Origin of the sequence: uncultured Bacteroides sp. (assembly GCF_905207245.1) — a bacterium.
Classification (GTDB): Bacteria; Bacteroidota; Bacteroidia; order Bacteroidales; family Bacteroidaceae; genus Bacteroides.
Map to the genome: position 1 here is coordinate 24,166 of NZ_CAJLKP010000054.1, position 18,763 is coordinate 42,928.

7 protein-coding genes are annotated in these 18,763 nt (G+C 45.0%); 4 read left to right on the plus strand and 3 right to left on the minus strand.

Going from position 1 to position 18,763, the window contains the following annotated elements; translation table 11 throughout:
• Nucleotides 1-135: 135 nt before the first annotated feature.
• Nucleotides 136-3,018 (minus strand): glycoside hydrolase family 2 TIM barrel-domain containing protein, encoded by a 2,883-nt coding sequence (locus QZ135_RS15995; RefSeq protein ID WP_294611420.1) that lies wholly within the window; start codon nt 3,016-3,018, stop codon nt 136-138.
• A 351-nt stretch (nt 3,019-3,369) separates the two neighbouring features.
• Here QZ135_RS15995 and QZ135_RS16000 point away from each other — a divergent pair, with 351 nt between their 5' ends.
• From QZ135_RS16000 to QZ135_RS16015, 4 genes are all read left to right on the plus strand, one after another.
• Nucleotides 3,370-6,501, plus strand: a complete 3,132-nt coding sequence (locus QZ135_RS16000; protein ID WP_294611423.1) for a TonB-dependent receptor — start codon at nt 3,370-3,372, stop codon at nt 6,499-6,501.
• 20 nt (nt 6,502-6,521) lie between these two features.
• Nucleotides 6,522-8,120: a RagB/SusD family nutrient uptake outer membrane protein gene (locus tag QZ135_RS16005; protein ID WP_294611426.1), complete on the plus strand. Its 1,599-nt coding sequence runs from the start codon at nt 6,522-6,524 to the stop codon at nt 8,118-8,120.
• A 249-nt stretch (nt 8,121-8,369) separates the two neighbouring features.
• Entirely contained in the window at nt 8,370-10,919 is a 2,550-nt protein-coding gene (locus QZ135_RS16010; protein ID WP_294611429.1) for a glycosyl hydrolase family 28 protein, read from the plus strand.
• Between the two features lie 97 nt (nt 10,920-11,016).
• Complete coding sequence (locus QZ135_RS16015; RefSeq protein WP_294611432.1) at nt 11,017-15,285, plus strand: hybrid sensor histidine kinase/response regulator transcription factor; 4,269 nt, start codon at nt 11,017-11,019, stop codon at nt 15,283-15,285.
• Between the two features lie 35 nt (nt 15,286-15,320).
• Here QZ135_RS16015 and QZ135_RS16020 read toward each other — a convergent pair whose 3' ends face one another.
• Together QZ135_RS16020 and QZ135_RS16025 are read right to left on the minus strand one after the other, a co-directional pair.
• Nucleotides 15,321-17,918, minus strand: coding sequence for a glycoside hydrolase family 2 protein (locus QZ135_RS16020; protein ID WP_294611435.1), 2,598 nt, complete (start codon nt 17,916-17,918; stop codon nt 15,321-15,323).
• 241 nt (nt 17,919-18,159) lie between these two features.
• The coding region (locus tag QZ135_RS16025; RefSeq protein ID WP_294611438.1) for a sodium ion-translocating decarboxylase subunit beta at nt 18,160-18,763 on the minus strand (604 nt) is incomplete at its 5' end.

Below are 18,763 nucleotides of genomic sequence, written 5' to 3' on the forward strand. Positions count from 1 at the left end.
ACGAAGTTTTGTTACTGGCAAAAGGATAAAAACAATAAGGCAAAGTATAGTTTTCAACCTATCTTATTTGAATCTTTGTTGTTGTATTGGGATGATAATGAAGCGGGATATTCCAATAAGAGTGAAGTAAAGGAATTACTTCTGATTAGCTCTTAATGTAATACTGAACTCGCCAACGAAAGGCTTACCTGTATCCGTGCTCAATTGCGGGACAGATTCTTCTGCCTTGCGTCCCTTTTCCGGACGGGCGAATACACCGGATAGGATATACATAGTTTCGGGCCTTGATGCATTGTGTTCCATATACCCGATACTTGCAATGCGCAGACAGCCTATAGCACCCGTACGTTCTACCCAACGGGTAGCCTTTATCCCTGTTGTTTCTGTACTGCCGGCTTTTCCTCCCCATAGACCGAGAATTGGGGCTGCCTGTTTATTGGGATAAGCGTCACAGGGACCGAGTCCTAACCAATGCAGTTGGTTGAGTTCGGAAGCAGATTGAACAGCCATACCTACTATAGGTAGCCAGGGTATGGCTACATTAGTCAGGATCTGATAGCTGACATCTAAGCGGCCGTCTGCTCCAATGGTATAACGATAGGTGGTGGTGAAGCGATTGTTTGTATCCACGGTATAATTTACCTCTGTTTTAATTACTACGTTGCTTTCACTTTCTTCTATCTTCCAGGATTTTACAGACTGGGTATATTTATTGAGATCGACAGCTTTCCGCACATTCTCTTTTCCGAAAGCGGAAGTTTCGCTACGGTCAAGGGTACGCCATATGACGGGACGCAAGTCTGTAATCATTTGCTTCCCTTGAATATCGGCAGAGGCCAATTGCCCGGTTCGAGGGTTGAATATGTAACGTATATCATTGGTTGCAACTATAACTGATTCTTTGTCTTTGCTTACTATTAATTTCCCGTTAGATACAGCCTGTACTATTTGTTCTGCCTGAGGACAAAGTTCAACAGCTTCGCGGGTAATCTCCGATCCGTCTGCACGGGTGAAGATAAATCGGATGAAGTATGTTTTTCCCGGCTGTATGGTTTTCAGTTTGCTGATGGGCAGTTTGAGTGCTGATGTAGCATGCGGCTGACCATTGATAGAACTGTTGCCTGAAGATAGTTCTTGTCCGTCTTCCCATATAGACCAGTTAATTTTCACGGTATTAAGATCTGTGAAGTCAAAGTCATTCTGAATGGGAATGCGTATAGAATCCTGGCCGGGAACGAAATACATCTTGTCTATAGCCGGATAAACCTGGGCATAAACAGCTTTAGTTTCCAGATAATCTCTCGTCAGATTGCGGTAAGAATCTACGATACCATCCCATCCGGCATAGTCGATGCGCAGATACTTGTCGCCTTGGCTGATGTCATCTTCCGAGTACTTGGCTTTGGCTACCGGAGTCTTGATTCCTTGGTCTGCCCACATCCAAATGGCGGCTCCGGTTCCTGCCGGATGCTTGGTCAATGCTTTCCAACGGGCTTCCAGTCCACCGAAACCATCTACGCCATAGGCATGGGTGTATTCGGTAGAGATAATCGGACGGTCGGAATGGCTTGCCAGTTGGTCGTATTCACGGTCTTTCCAGTAATGAGGGGCAAGGATATCAACCTCTTTGGGCAACCATTCTTCGTGACGCCAGGGTAGCAGGACAGGTCGGGTAGGGTCAAGTGCTTTCACATACTTTACCGAAGCCATGTGCAATGTAGTCAACGGGTCTTCATTGCCAATAGACCAGTAGATGACGGAAGGGCTGTTGATATCGCGTACAACGGTTTCGTAAGAACGTTGCAGCACGGCATTGGAGAATGAGGGATCGTACATCAGATTACCCGCACCTCCCAGTGAAATTTCATTGCCTACATACATGCCCATTTCATCGCATAGTTCGATGAAACCTTTAGCGGGAGTGTAATGCGAGAGTCGGATATAGTTAATATTGGCTGCTTTCATCAGTGTGATATCCTGTAGCCAGTGAGCACGGGTGGTGGCTCTGCCTACGTCCGGGTGCTCATCGTGACGGTTTACGCCACGGAGTTTCACTGCCTGACCGTTGATGCGGAATACCCCTCCGGTGGTTGATATCTGTCGGAAACCGATCCGTTCGGTTCGTGTATGTGCTACTTGGCCTTTCTCCAGCAGATCGATGCGGAGGTTGTAGAGATTGGGAGTTTCTGCCGTCCAGTGTAGAGGAGACAGTATGCGCAAGGTAAAATCAGTCTCACGGTCGGTCGAAGTATGTGCAGGAATGGTAATCTGCTGGCTGGCAACTTCTTGTCCTTCCTTGTCGGAGAGCGTGAAACGGAGATTATAAGGCTCTCCTGGACTTGGATAATTGCCCGGAAGCGTGTTCTTATGCTTGTCACTGACCATCACACGCACTTTGAGGTCGGCATCTTTGAAGTAGTTGTCGAAGGTGGTTTGTGCCACTACGTTATCAATCCAACGTTTGGCGGGCATGGCTTCGAGTGTGACATCCCGATAGATGCCCCCCAATGTCCAGTCATCAAAGACATCGAACTTATACTCCCTTGTCACTTGTCTTACACGGACGGCAAGCCGATTGATACTGTCTGTCTTTAACTTGCCCGTAGCATTAAAGGAAAAAGAGGTATAACCGCTGTCATGACGACCCAAGTATTGCCCATTCAACCATACTTCGGCTGATGACCATACTCCGCCGAAGTGCAACAACACTCGCTTCTCATTCCAATCTTTGGGAACGGTGAAGGTATGCAAATAGAAACCTTCACTGGCTATGTCTTCTTTGAATCCGCGGTAAACGGGTTCTTCGTACCCCAGTACAGCCCAGTTTGATGGAACGGGAACGGGCTTGAAGTCATTGTTTGTAAACTCGGGAGCATGGAAGTTCTCTAAACGTAGGGCTTCTTCTCCTGTCTTGGCTAATGCAAAATCCCACGTGCCGTTCAAGCTTACCTGCTCTTGGGCAGATAGTCGGAGGGCAGCAATCAGTAGGATGAATGATAAAATACGTCGTAAATTCATGGTATATATGTATAAGATATAGTAATTTCAGATTATCAACATTTAAGTTTGATACAAACTTATGCCTTATTTTTTTCTGCTACAAAATGATTGGATGAATGTCCATAAGAATGGAAGATTGTCCATGTCTTAGCATAGTGGGATGCAAGGTGTGGATATTCGTGAGATGCCTTAATGGAAAATAATCCATATAAACGGAATATTATCCTTTTAGGAGTTTGAAGGGCTCTCTACATTTGCAGTGTCACTTCGGCAAGCCAAAGTGATAGCTGAAAATAACCATTAAAGAAATCTGATACGAAGCGAAATTGGAATTTAGTATTACTATAATTAAACTTTGATTTTAGAACAATGAAAAACAAAAAAGAAAAGGAAAGGAACGTTCGTTGCATGTCGCTTAAGTTAGCGTTCCTGTTTATTTTAAGTTTAGCGACGACCCTCAGTGCATTCGCACAGAATAAGACTGTCACCGGTACTGTTTTAGATTCTACAGGTGAATCTATCATTGGTGCTAATGTAATGGCAAAAGGAACTGCTAATGGAACGATTACTGATATTGACGGGAACTTTTCCTTATCTGTTCCCAACACCGCCAAGACATTGGAAATCTCGTTTATCGGTTACGAAACTGCCATCGTTACTATCCCTCAGAATAATCAGGTAAAAGTGATCTTGAAAGAATCATCAATCGTTCTGAACGAAGTAGTTGCTATCGGTTATGGAGTTCAGAAGAAAGGAAGCGTAACCGGCTCTATTGCAAAGGTGAACTCTGAGAAATTGGGTGACCGTCCTATTTCAGATGTGTCTTCGGCCTTGCAAGGGCAGATGGCCGGTGTTGAAATCCGTACTACTTCGGGCGAACCGGGCAAGGATATTCAGATTCGCGTACGTGGGGCAGCTTCTATCAATGCTGACTCTGATCCGCTTTATGTAGTGGATGGAATTCCCGTTGATAATCTGAATAGCTTGAATCCCAGTGATATCGAGTCGATTGAAGTCTTGAAAGATGCATCTTCATCTGCCATCTATGGTTCACGTGGCGCAAATGGAGTTGTGCTGGTTACCACTAAGAAGGGTAAAGAAGGCAAGGTTAAAGTTGAATTCTCTGCAAATGTAGGTCTGCAACAGATGGAACGGAAGATGGATATTCTCTCTTCCGAAGAGTGGATTGATTTTAAATCATATTATAATAATACGAACTATGTTCAGAAGTATGCTGGTAAAGGTGCTACGATCAATGATGATTGGGACACCCGTAAGGCAATTATTGGAGGAGTAGACTATAATAGTATGCTTGATCCCAGATGGTCGGAACCTAATTATGGCGGTTTAAGGCTGATTGACTGGCAGGATGAGTTCTACCGTACGGCTCTGATGCAGGATTATCAGGTTTCAGTATCGGGTGGTACTGATAAGACCAATTACCGTTTTTCTGTGGGCTACCTGGATCAACAAGGTATTGCTACCGGAACTGATTTCAGCCGTTTAAACTTGCGTACCAATATCGAATCGCAATTATCGGATCGTATCAAAGTTGGTTTGATTATTGCCCCTACTGTTTCCTGGGCTAATGGTGGTCGTGTAGACGGAAAAGATTCCCAGTCGCATATCACTCTGTCAGCAGCTCCTGTTGCTGAGGCTGAAGCGGGAATTTATACCGGTGCCGAGCCTTACGAAAGATACATGTGGGCGGGTGGTGCAGTCAGCCCGGTGGCTTATATGGAAGAATCGACCAATGCTACTGATATGGTTCGTATCAACACTTCCGCTTACTTGCAGGCCGATTTAGGTAAGGGATTCAAAGCCGAAGTAACCGGTTCGTGGAACTATTATGATAAAGAAAACCGTTCTTTTGTTCCAAGTTCCGTAACGAAGAACTGGAATCAGGGCGAAGGTGTACAAACTACTGCCGCCAGAAGCAATGAGAAAGAGAACAACATCATGTTTCAGGCTTTGCTGCACTATAATCAAGTGTTTGGAAAGCATACAGTAGGTGCCATGTTGGGCTACTCTATGGAAGAATCCAAAGGTTCGTCTTCTTCATTGAAAGCAAAACAATTCCCTAATAACTCGTTGGAAGTATTCGATATGTCGTATACCACCATCACTGGTGCTAAAGCCGATTTATCTACACCCGTCCGTTTGTTGTCTTACTTCGGACGTGTGCAGTACGACTATGCCGATCGTTATTTGCTTACTGCCAGTTTGCGCCGCGACGGTTCTTCCAAGTTTGGTCAGAATAATCGTTGGGGATGGTTCCCGGCGGTATCAGCTGCATGGCGTGTTTCCAATGAGGCATTCTGGCCGGAAGATTTCGTAATCAATTCTTTGAAACTTCGTGGAAGCTGGGGTATGAATGGTAATAACTCTATTCCGTCTAATGCGGCTCTTAGTGCTTTGGGCAATGCTAATTATGCATTCAATGGCTCTTTAAGTTCCGGTTTTTCTCCCACTTCTGTTGCAAATCCTGATTTGGGTTGGGAGAAAACACATAGCTGGAATGTAGCTTTTGACTTGGGGCTGTTCAATAATCGAATTTATCTGTCGGCCGATTATTATGTAAAACGTACGAAGGACTTATTGTACAAAGTAGCAGTTCCTTCTATCTTGGGATATTCTAATGCATGGGGAAATATCGGTAGCCTTGAGAATAAAGGCTTTGAAGTGGAATTGACAACCCAAAATATGGTCGGCCGTTTCAATTGGTCTACTTCTTTGAATTTGGGCCTGAATAAAAATGAAATCCTTAGTTTGGGTGCTGATAACGCTACTGTGTATACAGGTTATTCCAATACGCAAGTCTTGCAGGTAGGTCATTCGTTGAAGGAGTTCTATATGTATAAGGCTGTCGGAGTATATCAGAAGCAGTCTGAAATAGACGATCCTAAAGTTGCCAAGATGAAAGGACAGAAAGTGGGTGACGTTCGCTATGAAGACGTCGATAGGAACGGTGTGATTGATGAGCGGGACAGGACTTATGTAGGAAAACCTTCTCCCGACTTGACCTTTGGTATAACGAACACATTCAAATATAAGAATTTTGATTTATCCGTTTTGGTAACCGGACAGACGGGTGGTCAGGTGTATGGCTTGCTGGGTCGTGCCATCGACCGTCCGGGAATGGGAGCGAGCGCCAATGCTTTGGGCCGTTGGAGAAACATGTGGCGTTCGGAAGCAGAACCGGGTGATGGCAAGACGCCGAGCATATTTTCTTCAACTACCAGTACGCTTTATGACACACGCTGGCTTTATGATTCGGACTTTATCAAGATTAAGAATATAACATTGGGCTATCAGATCCCTGTGCGCAGATATTTCAGTTACGCTCGTGTATATGCTTCAATTGAGAATGTGTATATGTGGGATAAATATGATGGTGGCTATTCTCCCGAATCCAATAATGGCGGCTCGGGCGGCGATTATGATTATGGTGCTTATCCTCAAGCCAGAACTTTCTCATTGGGTGTGAACTTAACTTTTTAATATGATAAATAGATACAGTTATGAAAATGATTAAATATATAGTAGGGCTTTCCATTGTAGCGACTTTGTCGTTTACTTCCTGTAGCGATTTCTTGGATGTGGAATCAAGAAATACACAAACAACAGATACCTTTTATAAGACAGAAGGTCAGGCAGACCAAGCATTGACAGGTGTTTATCATGATCTTCTTCCCATGTCGTTATACTCTCTGATGTTGTCCGAAGTTCGTTCCGACAATACTTATAAAGAGAATGATGGTGCTCAGCGTGACTTTTCCTCTATTGGCAGATTCGAGAAGAACATAGCTAATCTGTCGATGTTGAGTAATGCGTGGGATGATTATTATAAACTGGTTTCCGACGCTAATACTTTCCTTGAGAAAGTGGAGAACATCAGTTTTGCAAACGAAGATATCAAGAAGCAGTATATGGCTGAAGTTCATTTTCTCCGTGCTTTGGCTTATTTTGATCTGGTTCGTTATTGGGAGCATATTCCGATAGTTACAAAGACTATCTCGCAGGCTGAAGCATTGGCTCTTCCCCAGTCCGAAGCTAAAGAGGTTTACGAACAGGTGATTATTCCCGATCTGGAGTTTGCATGCGCCAATCTGAATAATTCTCCTAAGAACTATTTAGGAAAAGCGGTTGAAGGACATGCTACCCAAATAGCTGCAAAAGCATTATTGGGTAGGGTTTACTTAACGATGGCCGGTTTTCCGTTGAATGATGGTTCGAAGAAGGACCTGGCAAGATCTTTGTTTAAGGAAGTTATTGACTATGCTGATGCAAATAAAAAGTATTGGGCAAAAGATAGCGAAGAGTGGAAGCGTATCTGGATTAGCGACAATGACAATAAATATCATATTTTTGAGATACAATACCAGAATGGAGGTCTCGGTCTGGGTAACCGAATGATATTCGAAGCTTGCCCCGGTTTATATTCCGCTTATACAATTGTTCGCATCTTCGGTAATCATATCTATTGCGAACGCCAGTTAAGTGATGAGTTCCAGAAAACGTACAATAAGAAGATGGATACTCGTTGTTTGGCGACTATTGACACCACTAAATTTGTAAATACAGATGGGGCTACTCCCGTTAAGTATACAGGTGGCGATTTCTTTATAAAATTTCTGGAACACAAGATGAAGCGTACTCAGTTAGGTTATAGTGATATTGACAACTCTATAGTTGACTATAACGATTGGCCTATCAATCATCCCATTATCCGATTGGAAGATGTCATGTTGATGTATGCCGAAATTGTCGGGCCTACTACGGAAGGCTTGAATATGGTGAACCGTATTCGCACTAGAGCAGGTATGGATGCTATCCCAGCTTGTCCGGATGCAGAATTCCAAAAGTATGTGGAGCGGGAACGTCGTCTGGAACTGGCTTTCGAAGGTATTCGCTGGCACGATTTAGTGCGTCATAATAACTTGCAGGCGATACGTGATATGTATACACGTTATGCAACCAATGAGGAGACAGGGCAGGTTAATGCTGATATCCTGGCGTTTGCTCAAAACGTGAAAGATAATATGTACATTTATCCTATACCGGAAGCACAAATGAAGGTGAAAGAAGGATTATATAAGCAGAATGAAGCGTATAAGTAAATTGAGTTGAATAATTAATAGTTTTTTTATTGAGAAAACAATGAATAAACTATGATTAGCAGGCTTATCGAATGCTGCCATTATCTGTAAACTCTTGTTTGCCATCTCGCTCTGGGGTCGATGTGACTACTATGGAATAGGTATGGGAAAAGTTCTCTCATTCTATCCTTCGTTTTGATAGTTTAAACTCCATAGGGCGAGTTTGGTTGATAAAGTTGGAATATATTAACCAAATAAATAATTAAGTTTATGTCATTAACAAGTATCATTTGTGGTATAGCATTGTTGACAATAGGTGAGGTTGGACCGAAAAATATGCCTAACGCCATAGAACCTGTTGAAGCACCGTTCGCTATGCCTGCATTTCAGCGACCTGTTTTCCCTGAACGTACCGTACAGGTAAGTATGGAACGGGAAGGAATGTCCACTAAAAATATCCAAGAAGCTATTGACAAGACAAGTTGCCAGGGCGGAGGTACAGTAGTGATTCCTGCCGGCATATGGCAGACGGGGCGCATTACTTTGAAGAGCAACGTAAATCTACATCTCTCGGAGGGAACAGAATTGCATTTCAGCGGTCACATAGCAGACTATCTCCCGGCTGTCTTCACACGTGATGAGGGTGTGGAGGTATATTCTTTGGGAGCTTGTTTCTATGCCAACGGGCAGGAGAACATCGCATTGACCGGAAAGGGAAAAGTAATCGGTCCGTCTACAGATTGCGAAATATACAAATGCAACGAGGGAATGTCTAGCGAAGAGGCAATGAAAAAGCCGCTTGCCGGGCGCATTTACAATGGGAAAGAGGGTAAAGGTGTGTTTCTACCTAAGACGTTTGCTCCCATCCATTGTAAAAACGTGTTCCTAGAAGGTATCACATTCGAACAAGGTCTGTATTGGAATATCGTACCGCAATATTGCGAGCACGTTGTCATCCGCGGTGTTACGGTGAACAGCTTCGGGCACGGACGTACCGATGGCATTGATATTGATTCGAGCAGTGATGTGCTGATAGAATATTGCTCGCTTGATTGTCAGGATGATTGCTACACTATGAAGTCGGGTCGGGGCGAGGACGGATTGAAGGTGAATCGCCTCACCCGTAATGTCGTTATACGTAAAAGTATAGCACTGCGGGGTGCGGGCGGCATTGTGTGCGGCACCGAGATTGCCGGTGGGGTGAGAAACGTATATATGTGCGATTGCGTTTTCGAAGGGACCGACCAGGCTTTCCGTTTCAAGACCCGTCGCCCACGAGGAGGATTTGTAGAAAATGTCTATGTGGAACGAGTGCTGGCCAATGTGAAAAGACAGGCTTTATATTGCGACATGCTCGGCTCTGCCCGTTGGGTGGGCGAGTTGGCACAGCGCTATCCAGCCCGTGCGGTAACGCCGCTTACGCCGTGGTTTGCCAATATTTCCATTCACGATGTGGAGATAACCGGATGCAGTACACTGGTGGATGTGTCGGGACTTCCGGAAATACCTGTGAAAAACTTCTTTTTTGGCAATGTCAAGGCACGCTGTAACCAGATAGGCAGGGTGCGCGATGCCACGAAATTCTCCATGAAGGATGTAAGGGTAGAAAGTAGCGACACCGTGATGTGCATTGACAATTGCGATTACGCCTCTTTTTTCGGCTTCAGCAATGTAGCTACAGACAGTCCGGTGAAGATAGAAAAGGCGGGAGGGGAATGCCGCTATCTGAATGTGCAGACTTATCCGCTTGCTCCAGTAAACTATCAATCTATCCGCCCTGGCGAGGTGTGGCTTGATACTGAAGGTAAACCTATTCAGGCACATGGATTTCAGGTGACTTTCCGTGACGGTAAATACTATTGGTATGGAGAAGACAAGACCCATACACTGTTTGGAACTAACCGTATGTTTGGTGGAGTGCGTTGTTACTCATCCACCGACTTTTATAACTGGAAGGACGAAGGAAGGATAATCGAACCAGATACCGAACTACATTCGCCTTTGCATCATTGCCAGAAATTGGAACGACCGCATATTCTTTATTGTGCCAAAACCGGTAAATATGTATGCTGGCTGAAATCGCAAAGTAATGATGGCTATTTTACCATTCTTGAAGCTGAACGTTTTATGGGACCGTATCATTTTGTCCGCAACTTGAAGCCTAACGGTTTTGCTGTGGGGGATTTTGATATGTATGCTGATCCCGAAACAGGAAAAGGTTATGTTTGGTTTGAGCGTCCGCATTGGGAACAGATATGTGCTGAACTTTCTGATGACTATACTAATGTAAATGGTCGGTACTCAGAACATTTTGTAGGAAAGGTTCCACCGTTTACGCGTGAGGCGGCGGCACATTTTGTAATGAATGGTAAACATTATATTTATACTTCAGGGACAACAAGTTATACTCCAAATCCTTCGGAGGTGGCAGTGTTCGATGATTATCATGGTAAATACACTGTGTTGGGCGATCCGCACATTGGCGACGAATATGCACATTCTTTCTGTTCGCAGATTACAAGTGTGATAAAGATTCCAGGAAAGAACCTTTATGTAGTTATGGCTGATCGTTGGCAACCGCATACTAATAAAACAGACATACCGAAGAAAGACTGGCAGTCGTTTTTGAACCGATATAAGGACCATCGTCCTTATCCCAAGGATTTTGAGACACCGAAAGTGGCTGATAGATTTTATACGCTCGTTAATCCTAACCAAGATGTATATAAGGCTACATATGTATTTCTGCCAGTAGTAGTGAAAGATGGCGTACCGATGATAGAGTGGAAAGATGAATGGAAGTTGGAAGACTATGAATAAATGTCTTTTGGTGCGGTAGCCTTGGTTTTCTCTAAACAATGATTTCCCGATTCCATTTTTTATCGTACTTTTGTGTGGTAATAATTTCCGCTCCATTATGAAAACACGTTTCTTTCTCCTTTGTATAGTCCTCCTTTCTCTCTTGACACTGAATGCATTTGCCTCCGTAGACGTTCGTTCTATTTTCATCACCACCAATGAGGGGCTTGCCAATAACTCGGTGCGTTATCTGTTCCAAGATAGTAAAGGATTCGTATGGATGGGTACTTTGGATGGATTGAGTCGTTATGACGGGCATTCATTCGTTACTTTTCGTCCGGGTATAGGCGATGAAATATCCTTGGCAGATCATCATGTGAAAGTTATCACAGAAGATAGAAACGGTTTCTTGTGGATATTTACTTCTCCCGAAATATTCAGTTGCTATGACTTGAAGCGCGATTGCTTTGTGGATTATACCGGTTGCGGCGAGTACAAGCAAGAGTATAAACGGAAACTGGAAACCTCTACAGGCGATATTTGGTTATGGCATAACGAGAAAAACGGTTGTAGGAAGATAACTTATAAAGATGGGCATTTTAGTTCGGTAATCTTTAATAGAAAGAATGGCAAGCTCTTTTCCGATTCAGTCAACTACGTCCATGAAGATGAACAGGGCAGTGTCTGGATTTGTACGCAGGCCGGACTGGTATGGGTAGCTGGAAACCAAACCCAACTATTCAAGAAAGAACTTTCTTTTGTGGCGGCCGTCGCTTATGCGAAGAAAAATTTCTTCCTCGCTTCCAACGGACAGATTTATGAGAAAACACGCGGGAAAGGTCTCCGTTTGGTAGCCCAACTTCCTTGGGGAATCTCTCCTGCCAAAGTTTACGAACATAGCCTTGTTCAGGACGATTGGGTAATCTTTTCTCCGAAAGGCGGAGCTGTCTTTCGGATGTCCGAAGGTCGATTGGTAGATGATCCTTCACTGAACCTACCTCTGGGACGATGCATAAGGGATAACCTCGATAACCTTTGGATATCGAATGGAACCGGCGAAGTTAACTACTTGAATATCCGTACGCGGGAACTAAAGAACTTCCGGCTAATGTCTTATGAGAAAGCGCAATTGGTAGCTGACGAACGTTTTTGGGTGGTGCAGGATGCACGCGGACTGATATGGATATCTACTTATGGTAACGGATTGTTTGTTTATAATCCCAAGACGGATGAAATGACCCATTATACGTATCATGTTGAGCGATTCAACCAGATAAACTCCGATTTCATTCTTTATATCATGGGAGATAGAACGGGCAACATCTGGCTGGGTTCCGAATATTCGGGCATTGCCTTGCTATCGGTACTCAATGAAGGTGCAACCCGCATTTATCCTGAGAATGATACGCTCGTAGACCGTTCTAATACCATACGTATGGTTACTTGTACCGAGAATGGAGATATCTGGGTAGGAAACCGTCGTGGCGGATTATTCCATTATGATACTAATCTGCAACTACTTGATAAGAAGAACTATAATCTGAGCGTGTTTGCCATAGCCGAAGATCATGAAAGGAAACTGTGGATGGCAACTCGTGGAGATGGCTTGAGTATCGATGGAAAATGGTATACGAATCAACCCAAAGATGCGAACTCGTTAGCCTATAATCATATCTATGATGTTTTCCGTGACTTTAAAGGGCGTATGTGGATAGGTACTTTCGGAGGTGGACTCGACCTGGCTATTCCTGTAAATAACAGTTATATCTTCCGTCACTTCCTGGCGGGTAGCTACAGCAAGAAGCAAGTGCGGACTATCACCGCCGATAAAAACAATTGGATGTGGGTAGGCACAAACAATGGTGTCTATGTATTCCATCCCGATTCTTTGATTGAAAACTCCAAGAGTTACTACACCTACAATTTTGATAACGGCAAACTGCGTAGCAACGAAATACGCAATGTCTTCTGTGACAGTAAAGGTTGTATATGGATTGCTACCACAGGAACAGGTTTTGCCTTGTGTTCCCCGGGGCAGGACTACAAGAACCTTTCGTTTCAGTATTACGATACGAATAATGGGTTGGTGAATAATGTGGTACAATCCATCGTAGAAGATATTGAAGGGAAGATATGGCTCGGCACTGAGTACGGTATGTCTTGTTTCGATCCTGCTACACGGACTTTCGATAACTTCTTCTTCTCGGCTGTAATGCCCGGCAATGTCTACTTGGAAAGTAGTGCCTGCACCACCAAAGACGGGAGGCTGCTGTTTGGCACCAATCATGGTTTGGTAGTAATCAATCCACAGATGATACAGTCACAGCGCATTGTTTCGCCGATTGTACTGACCGATTTAAAGATAAACGGTATTTCTGTTCGTCCCGGTGATGTGGATTCTCCGTTAACCACCGCATTGAGTTATACAAACGGCATTGAGTTGCAATACTTTCAGAATTCGTTCAGTATCGAATTCTCTACTTTCGACTACTCTATGGGTAATGATGCTAAATACATCTATCAACTGACTCCTTTTGATAAAGATTGGAGTACGCCTTCTTCACTGAATTTTGCAGCCTACAAGAATCTGTCTCCCGGGAGTTATCAATTGCACGTAAAGGCATGTAATGCTTCCGGCGTATGGGGAACGGAAGAAACGGTATTGCAAATTGTGATTGCTCCCCCTTTCTGGAAGACTATCTGGGCATATATGGTTTATGTTATTTTGATTTGCATTGCTTTGTATATCACTTTCAGGTTGGTACATAATTTCAATACTTTGAGGACACGCATTCAGCTCGAAAAACAACTGACTGAATATAAACTAATCTTTTTCACCAACATCTCGCATGAGTTTCGCACCCCACTCACCTTGATACAAAGTGCTTTGGAGAAGATAGAAGCTTCGGGAAAGAGGTCCAAAGAGTTAGCTTATCCCATCAAAATCATGGATAAGAGTACGCAGCGCTTGATGAGGCTTGTCAATCAATTGTTGGGGTTCAGAAAGATGCAGAACAATAAATTGTCTCTTTCTTTGGAAGAAACGGATGTTGTAGTCTTCCTGCACGACATCTTTCAGAGTTTCCGTGAGACAGCGGAGACTAAAGAGATGGAATTTGTATTTACCCCATCCGTCAACTCTTATTCCATGTTCATAGACAAAGGAAAACTGGATAAAATTGTCTATAATCTGATATCGAATGCTTTTAAATATACACCTGCGGGCGGTAAGATAACCTGCATCGTACAAGTGGAACAGGCTATCGGCAAACTGTTTTTCTCTGTAGCAGATACAGGTGTAGGTATTCCCAAAGAGAAGCGTTCTCAACTTTTCTCCCGTTTCATGCAGAGTAGTTTTTCTAATGATAGTATGGGCATTGGGTTGCATCTTACGCACGAATTGGTCAAAGTTCATAAAGGAACTATTGGCTATACGGAGAATGAGGGCGGCGGCTCAGTATTTACTGTTACTTTGCCTTTGGACAGTGCTGTGTACAGTGAGAAAGATTTCTTAGTCACTACTTCATTAATCGAAGAAGTGAGCACAGAGATGGAAGAAGTGAGTACGAAAGTTGCATCAGCATTACCGACTTTACATGAAGAGCAGAATTCTGCACCGCTAAACCACAAGAAGATACTTATCATTGAAGACGATACGGACATCCGTGAATTCTTAAAACGTGAAATCTCTGTCTATTTTGAAGTCGTGGCCGAGGCGGATGGTACATTGGGATTTGAACGGGCACGCACGTATGATGCTGACCTCATTATCTGCGATGTCCTGATGCCTGGTATGAATGGCTATGAGGTAACCCGTAAACTGAAAAATGAATTCAGTACCAGTCATATCCCTATTATCTTACTGACAGCAATGGGCACCACCGAGAATAAACTGGAAGGCGTAGAGAGTGGTGCAGACGCTTACGTCACTAAACCTTTCAGTCTTAAACTGCTACTGGCACGTATCTTCCAGTTAATAAAGCAACGTGAAATGCTTCGTGAGAAGTTCCTCAATGAACCGGGTGCGGAGCACGCTGCTGTTTATGCTTCGGATAAAGACAAACAGTTCCTTGATAAGCTTCAAGCTGTGATAAACAAGGAACTGGGTAATGCCGAATTTTCCATGGAAGATTTTGCTGCACGGATGAAGCTGGGGCGTACCCTCTTCTACAAGAAAGTACGAGGGCTGACAGGCTATACTCCGAACGATTACCTTCGGCTTTTCCGATTGAAGAAGGCTGCTGAATTGCTATCGGAAGGTAATTATAATGTGAGCGAAATCTCCTATAAAGTAGGCATCAGCGATCCACTTTATTTCAGTCGTTGTTTCAAGCAACAGTTCGGTGTTTCACCCTCGGTGTATTTGCATGGAAAGAAGGAAGAATAGATATTGAATCAAATCCAACTACTCATTTGCGTGTCTTAGTATTCATCGCTCAGAGACATTACCTTCAATTGTTTTTCAAACGTTGCCAGCGGTAAGTCTGTGTAGACTTCCACCTTAACTGAACTTCCGGGAAGTATATCGAAATAGTTGTCGCTGAACGAGCTGTTTGCGTCTCCGGTAGCAATGAAGACGGCACGGGCGAAGTTATCACTGCTAAGCGTTACCTCAAAACCTCCTTCAATGGGCTGTACACTGGTTGCAAGTTGGGCCTTGGGATAGTTTACCTCTTTTTGCTTCACCAGGAAGTAGTTGTTGGTATAGTTGCTATTCCCTTTATCCGTCAGGAGGACGGCATGGATGAAGACGTCTTCTTTGCGTGCTCCTTTCAGGACTTCATCCAGTGGAACGGAGAAAAGCGCCTTGCTGCTATTGGCATCCACTTTCACATTCCGTTTGTAGCTGTTGAGAACTTCCCCCGTCAGCTTCATAACTTTTACCTCAAGCCTACCGTTGCAAACCTTGTGGCGGTCGGAAACAATCTGAACCTTCAACTGCCCGTCTTCATCGGCTATGGGAGATACAAGGATGTCCCGGTAGGCTTTGCGGGCGAAGTAATGCTGCGCTTTCCAGCGACCATAATAGTCGCGACTTGCCCAGGAAGCCACGGGCCAGCAATCGTTATGCTGCCAGAAGAGCGTTCCCATACAGTAAGGCATATCCCGGCGGTGCGCTTCGATGGCGGTTTTGATGGCGTCGCCTTGCAACACATGGTTCATATAAAGAAATGCTTCGAAGTTTCTGGGCTTGCGGTATTCGTTCAGCAGATAGGTTTCAATCAACTCGTTGGCGTGCATGCCTCCCCGCTGGTGCGACATCATGACTTCCGAATAGATGTCCCAATCCTCCTGACGCGGCGCATAGCGTTTCACCGATTCAAATTCGGGGAAGGACTGGAAACCGTATTCGCTAAAGAAACGGCTTCTCTCCTTATTATACATATCAATCGGCTTCTTGCCGTGCCACACTTCCCAGTAGTGGCGGTCACCGTTGCGGTCGTCGCTGCCGCCATCATAGCGGGCGAAGGGGGAAGAAGGCCAGTAGAAGCTTTCGGGAGCATACTCTTCTACCACTTGGGGGAGTGTGACGTTGTACTGGTCGTTAAACTGTTTCCAGATTTTCTGTTCGTATTCGGGGTTCTGCGCTTTATACCGCTTCTGCCAGCCCCAGTTGAACCAAGCGTCGTTACATTCGTTGTTGCCGCACCAGAGGGCGATGCAGGCATGATTGCGGAGCCGTTTCACGTTGTCGATGGCTTCCTGGCGGATGTTTTCCAAAAGCTCCCCTTCGGCAGGGTAGAGGCTGCACGCAAACATGAAGTCTTGCCAAACGAGGATGCCGTAGCGGTCGCAGAGCCGGTAGAAGAGGTCGCTCTCGTAAGTGCCGCCGCCCCAGATGCGGAGCATGTTCATGTTGGCGTTGGCTGCGTCGAGGATAGTCTTTTCGTATTGTTCCGGTGTGACGCGCGGCAGGAAGTTATCCTGCGGGATGTAGTTGGCACCTTTGGCAAACACAGGGATGCCATTCAGTTCCACATAGAAAGTCTTTCCGTCCTTATCCGGACGATTGATGATTTTGAGTGAGCGTAGGCCCACTTCTTCTGTCCGTACATCGGATGTCTGATTATTGACGGTGAGGGCTGTGCGGAAACTGTACAGATGTTGTTCGCCCAGTCCGTTGCTCCACCATAGTTTCGGATTCTTGATGGAGAAGGGTAGGGAAATCTTGTTGATGCCCTTTTGCAGGGAAATGGCTTGCCCCGCCAGCACCCTGCCGGAAGCGGCTTCGGTGATGGTGACGTTTGCCTGGTCTATCTCCTTGTCTGCCAGTATCTCCACTTCTCCGATAAGGGATGCGCGGCTTTTGCTGACTTCCGGCTGGCGGATGAAGACATCGTTGATTCGGGCATTATCCCAGGCTTCCACATATACAGGTCGCCAGATGCCGGAGGTGACGAGGCGGGGACCCCAGTCCCATCCGTAGTGATAACCTGCTTTGCGGGCAAATACGCTGACTTTCTTATTGAATACTCCGCCGTTTTCGGACTGGTCGTTACCAGCCTCATACTGGTAAGGCAGAGCGTCCCATTTGGGAATATCCACTTTAATGGGGGAGTGGAAATAGATTTTCAGTATGTTCTCACCGGGTTTCAGGTCGGGTTTGATGCTGGTTTTCCATTCGCGGAACATGTTGTTGGCTTCCAGTATTTTCTTTTCATTCAGGTATACGTCGGCATACGTATCCAGTCCTTTGAAGATGAGGTCGATGTTTTCCCTTCCCATCATTTCGGGGGTGAGCTGGAAGGTGGTCTGGTATATCCAGTCTTCTTTGTCAATCCATTGCATGCCGCGCTCGTTGAGGCGGAAGAAAGGGTCTTCAATGATTTTGTTGTCCATCAGGTCGGTGTGCACCACTCCGGGTACGGTGGCGGGATACCAGTTGCTTAGTCTGGCTTGCTTGAACTTCCATCCTTCATTCAGTTCTTTTCGAAGGGGGACGGCTATCAGAAGGGCACTGCATAGTAACGATGAGGTCAGTAGCGACACTCGTTTCAGATTAGAATCGGGCTTTTTCATACGTATTATTCGTTTGTTGAGGTTCGTCTGCCCAAAGATAATAATAATAGATGCGGGTTACACAGATTGCACGGATTCTTTTTTATCGTTTGATTCAATTGACGAGGGGACGAGTTGACAAGGGAACGAGGCATTGCGACGTGGTAGCCGGGCGAATCATTATTCGCTTACAGACATAGCGCAGCCCCTTGTCTCTTGTCAACTCGTTTCCTTGTCAACTGAATTTGCTTCATTTGTCCTTTTATAGATATGGAATAATCGTAATATAAATACCTGTAATGATAGCCGACGTGATAACTCCCGAAATATTAGCTCCTAAAGCATCCCCCAGGATGAACGAATCCGGATTATCTTTACTCACCAACTTCTGTGCCACCTTTGCCGTAGTGGGTACGCAACTGACCGCCGCAATCCCGATTACCGGGTTATAATTTCCTTTCTTAATGAAGTACATGATATATCCGCCCATGATGCCACCTATGCCGGAGAATAACAGTGCTATAATACCCAATACTAACAGTTTCAGTATCTTCGGGTCGAGCAACAAGTGCGCATCACAAAGCACACCCAGCAACAAACCGAGCATGAAGGTAGAGCCATACAGCAGAGGGCCGCTAACAAAATCATAGATATGCTTCATTCCCGATTCGCGCACTGCTACCCCCAGAAATAGTGAGAAGAACAACGGCGAAGCCACCGGAAACAGGAAGCACAGCACCGCACAAAGTACAGCCGAGAACGCCAGTTTCACTTTGGCGTCATAATTCTTCGGAGCTTTCTTCGACGTCATTTTGATGGCACGCAGGCGTTTCGGTACCAGCAGTTTCACCAGATACGCCTGCGTG

What these genes read in the sequence shown, in the direction of transcription:
- QZ135_RS15995 (WP_294611420.1), bottom strand. Translation starts at nt 3,018, where the DNA reads ATGAATTTACGACGTATTTTATCATTCATCCTACTGATTGCTGCCCTC.
- QZ135_RS16000 (WP_294611423.1), top strand. Translation starts at nt 3,370, where the DNA reads ATGAAAAACAAAAAAGAAAAGGAAAGGAACGTTCGTTGCATGTCGCTT.
- QZ135_RS16005 (WP_294611426.1), top strand. Translation starts at nt 6,522, where the DNA reads ATGAAAATGATTAAATATATAGTAGGGCTTTCCATTGTAGCGACTTTG.
- QZ135_RS16010 (WP_294611429.1), top strand. Translation starts at nt 8,370, where the DNA reads ATGTCATTAACAAGTATCATTTGTGGTATAGCATTGTTGACAATAGGT.
- QZ135_RS16015 (WP_294611432.1), top strand. Translation starts at nt 11,017, where the DNA reads ATGAAAACACGTTTCTTTCTCCTTTGTATAGTCCTCCTTTCTCTCTTG.
- QZ135_RS16020 (WP_294611435.1), bottom strand. Translation starts at nt 17,918, where the DNA reads ATGAAAAAGCCCGATTCTAATCTGAAACGAGTGTCGCTACTGACCTCA.